3 protein-coding genes, 1 tRNA gene and 1 pseudogene are annotated in these 3,925 nt (G+C 70.5%); 3 read left to right on the forward strand and 2 right to left on the reverse strand.

Translation table 11 applies throughout. The features are described 5' to 3' along the window. Positions 1-243: pseudogene (locus DBR36_RS12385) on the forward strand (PAC2 family protein); the annotation flags it as partial. Positions 244-349: 106 nt separating this feature from the next. On the opposite strand, the gene DBR36_RS12390 reads toward DBR36_RS12385, so the two are convergent. Together DBR36_RS12390 and DBR36_RS12395 are read right to left on the reverse strand one after the other, a co-directional pair. After that, positions 350-1,198, reverse strand: coding sequence for an undecaprenyl-diphosphate phosphatase (locus tag DBR36_RS12390; RefSeq protein ID WP_108319818.1), 849 nt, complete (start codon positions 1,196-1,198; stop codon positions 350-352). A gap of 8 nt (positions 1,199-1,206) precedes the next feature. After that, positions 1,207-2,508 (reverse strand): M20/M25/M40 family metallo-hydrolase, encoded by a 1,302-nt coding sequence (locus DBR36_RS12395; protein WP_108319820.1) that lies wholly within the window; start codon positions 2,506-2,508, stop codon positions 1,207-1,209. A 162-nt stretch (positions 2,509-2,670) separates the two neighbouring features. On the opposite strand from DBR36_RS12395, the gene DBR36_RS12400 reads away from it, so the two are divergent. Then, positions 2,671-2,756 (forward strand) — tRNA-Leu (locus tag DBR36_RS12400). 153 nt (positions 2,757-2,909) lie between these two features. Then, the coding region (locus tag DBR36_RS12405; RefSeq protein WP_108319824.1) for an isopenicillin N synthase family oxygenase at positions 2,910-3,925 on the forward strand (1,016 nt) is incomplete at its 3' end.

The raw sequence follows: 3,925 nt of genomic DNA on the forward strand, positions 1-3,925 counted from the left end.
GGCATCGCGGTGCCGCGCGGTGAACTGGATGCCGAGGCCCGGCAGTGGGAGGCCTCGATCGACGCGGCCGCCGCCGACGACGAAGAGATGAGCGACTACATCCGTCAGCTCGAGCAGACCCGCGACACGTGGGATTCGCCCGAGGCGTCCGGAGACGCCATCGCCCAGGAGTTCGAGCGCTACCTGCGCCGCGGCGGCGACGGCCCCGCGAAGCCCGGGCGCGACGACCCGCCCCGCCGCTGAACTCTTCGGGGACCCGGTCCCTGCGACAGGCTCGGAAACCTCCGCCGTCCCGGAACACGCGACGGCGCCACCCCCGCAGGGACGGCACCGTCACGGCATCCATCGATCAGCTGGCGATGATCGTCGACTCCGCCGGCACGACGCCCGTCAGCAGCAGGACGATGATGACAAGGCCCAGCACCACGCGGTAGACCACGAACGGCAGGAAGCTGCCGCGCTTGAGGTACTGCATGAGGAACGCGATCACCAGGTAGCCGACGACGAACGCGATGACCGTCGCGATCGCCGTCTCGCCCAGGCTGTAGGGGCCGGTGCCCTCGTCGAAGCTCTTGTACAGCTCGAACAGACCGCTCGCGAAGACCGCGGGCACCGCGAGCAGGAACGAGTATTCCGCCGCCGCGGTGCGCTTGTATCCCAGAGCCCGGCCGAGCGTGGTGGTCGCACCCGAGCGCGAGACGCCCGGGACCAGGGCGAGCGCCTGGGCGAAACCGTAGGCGATGCCGTGCGGGTACGTCAGGTCGTCCAGGTCGCGCCGACGGGCGCCGTAGCGGTCGGCGAGACCCAGCAGGATGCCGAAGACGATCAGCACCACCGCGGTGATCCAGAGGCTCCGGAAGTTGTCGCGGATGAGGCTCTGCAGCAGCACGCCGAGCAGCGCGATCGGGATCGTACCGATGATGACGAGCCAGCCCATGCGGGCGTCGGGGTCGTTGCGCGGCACCTTGCCGCTGAGCGAGAGGAACCACCGCGAGATGACGCGGACGATCTTCTTGCGGAAGTAGATCAGCACCGCCAGCTCGGTACCGATCTGGGTGATGGCGGTGAAGGTCGCGCCGGGATCGGTCTGCGACGGCAGGAACTCGCCCACGATGCGCAGGTGGGCGCTGGACGAGATCGGGAGGAATTCGGTGAGGCCCTGAACGAGCCCGAGGATGATGACCTCGAAGATGTGCATGCGGTCCTTCAGTACGTCCGGAGGAGGTCGGCGAGAACACGTCGACCGAACTCGAGCGCGTCGACGGGGACGCGCTCGTCGACACCGTGGAACATCCCGGTGAAGTCGAGATCGGCGGGAAGTCGCAGCGGCGCGAATCCGTAGCCGGAGATACCGAGGGTCGAGAGGGCCTTGTTGTCGGTGCCGCCGCCCATCAGGTACGGCACGACCGGCACACCCGGATCGTGTCGACCGAGCTGCGCGACCATCGCGTCGACCAGGTCACCCGAGAACGGCACCTCGAGGCCGATGTCCTGGTGCACGATCTCGATGTCGACGTCGTCGCCGACGATGCGGCGGATGTCGGCGAGGGCGGCCTGCTCGGTGCCCGGCAGCACCCGCACGTCGATGAGCGCCTCGGCCCGGTCGGGGATGACGTTGTGCTTGTACCCGGCGGTCAGCCCCGTGGGGTTCGTCGTCGTGCGCAGGGTGGAACGGATGAAGCTGGATGCCGCGCCGGTGCGCAGGGCGAGCGCGTCGGGATCGCCGGCGTCGTCGCCCGTGATCTCGGCCAAGCCCGCCAGCAGCTTCGAGGTGGTGTCGGTCAGGCGGATGGGCCACTCGGTGCGACCGAGGGCGGCCACGGCCTGCGCGAGGCGCGTGACCGCGTTGTCGGGGTGCAGGCCGCTGCCGTGTCCCGCGCGCCCGCGGGCGACGAGCTTGATCCAGATCAGGGCTTTCTCGCCCACCTGCAACAGGTAGGCGCGGCGGTCGCCGACCGCGATGGAGTAGCCGCCGACCTCGCTGATCGCCTCGGTGGCGCCGGCGAACCACTCCGGCCGGTCCGCGACCACGCGCGCCGAGCCCTCGACGCCGCCGTTCTCCTCGTCGGCGAAGAACGTCACGATCACGTCGCGCTCGGGCTGCTCCCCCGCGCGCAGCACGTCGGCCACGGCGGTGAGGATCATGGCATCCATGTCCTTCATGTCGACGGCTCCGCGGCCCCACAGGATGCCATCGCGGATCTCGCCGGCGAAGGGGTCGACGCTCCAGTCCTCGGCCACGGCGGGCACGACGTCGAGGTGTCCGTGCAAGATGAGCGCGGGCTTGTCGCGATCGCGCCCGGGAACGCGCGCGCAGACGTTGGTGCGGCGGTCGACGGGCTCGTAATAGTCGGTGTCGAGACCGAGCTGCTCGAGGTACGCGCCGACGTACTCGGCGGCCTCTCGCTCGCCGTTGGCGCGGCCCCCTCCGTAGTTCGAGGTGTCGAACCGGATGAGGTCGGACGCGATGCGGGCGACCTCGGGGACGTCGGTTTCGCGCTCGGGCATGCGCACTACGGTACCTTCACGCGCGGCGCTCCCCCGCCGTGCGTCGCCCCGCGTCGCCGTGACGGCGGGGCGGGACGCGCCCGGGGTGCTCCGCCGGTTCGAGCGGGCGCCGCCGGCGTGGTAATGTCGTTCCTCGTTGCGAAAGCAGCGATTCACCCAGATGCGCGGGTGGCGGAATAGGTAGACGCGCTAGCTTGAGGTGCTAGTGCCCTTTAACGGGCGTGGGGGTTCAAGTCCCCCCTCGCGCACAGAATGAGAAAGACCCCCGGGGTCCATCCCCGGGGGTCTTTTCGTTCCGCGCCGGGGCGCGCGAGCCGGCCCGCGGGTCGTGACGCCGCCGAAACACCGGCGTGACACGGTCGGCCTAGCGTCGGAGCGTCCCCGTCAGAACGGATCGCCCGATGGCTCGCTTCCACGTCCCCACGATCGACATCTCCGCCTGGGTCGGCCCGGGTTCGCCCGACGCCCGCGCGGCCGTGGTGGCCGCCGTCGACCACGCCTGCCGCACCGTCGGCTTTCTGCAGGTGGTGGGGCATGGCATCCCGGATGCCGTCATCGGCGACCTCGAGACGGGCCTCGACGCCTTCTTCGCGCTGCCGCTGGCTGAGAAGAAGCGCTTCGTGCGGCCGAGCGGCGAGAACCGCGGGTACAGCCCGCCCAAGAGTGAGTCGCTGAGCTACAGCCTGGGGGTGGACCCCGTGACGCGCATGAACGACTTCTTCGAGGCGTTCAACGTGGGCACGTCGTGGCGCGAGTACCCGGGCACCTCGGCGACGCCCGAGGACTACGCCGAGAACACCTGGCCGACCGGGGTCGATGCCTTCGCTCCGGCCGTGCAGACCTACTTCGACGAGGCGCGACGGGTGGCGCGGACGCTCACGAACATCTTCGCGGCCGCGCTGCGCGTGCCGGACGACTTCTTCGACGACCTGACGGATCACTCGATCGACGTGCTGCGCATGAACAACTACGCCCTGCCGCCCGGATCGATCGAGCTCGGCGCCGAGCTGACCGGCATGGGCGAGCACACCGACTTCGGCCTGGTGACGGTGCTGTGGGCCGACCGGGTGGCCGGACTGCAGGTGCTCGGGGCGGACGGGGCGTGGAACGACGTGTCGCCCGCCGAGGGCGCGCTGCTGGTCAACCTGGGCGACGTGGCCGCGCGGCTGACGAACGACAAGTGGCTGTCGACCCTGCACCGCGTGAAGCCGCCCGTGGTCGACGGCACGATCGAGCGGCGACGCTCGGCGGCGTTCTTCCACGACGGCAACGCGGATGCCGTGATCGCCCCGCTGCCCGGGTTCGTGACGGCCGAGGCCCCCGAGCTGTACGAGCCGGTCACCGTCCGCGAGCACATCACGGCCAAGCTCGCCGGCTCGCGCGCCGGTCGGCGCAACGACGCCGCGGTGCGCGAGGC

The organism is Microbacterium sp. HMWF026, from assembly GCF_003061325.1.
GTDB classification, from domain to species: Bacteria; Actinomycetota; Actinomycetes; order Actinomycetales; family Microbacteriaceae; genus Microbacterium; species Microbacterium testaceum_E.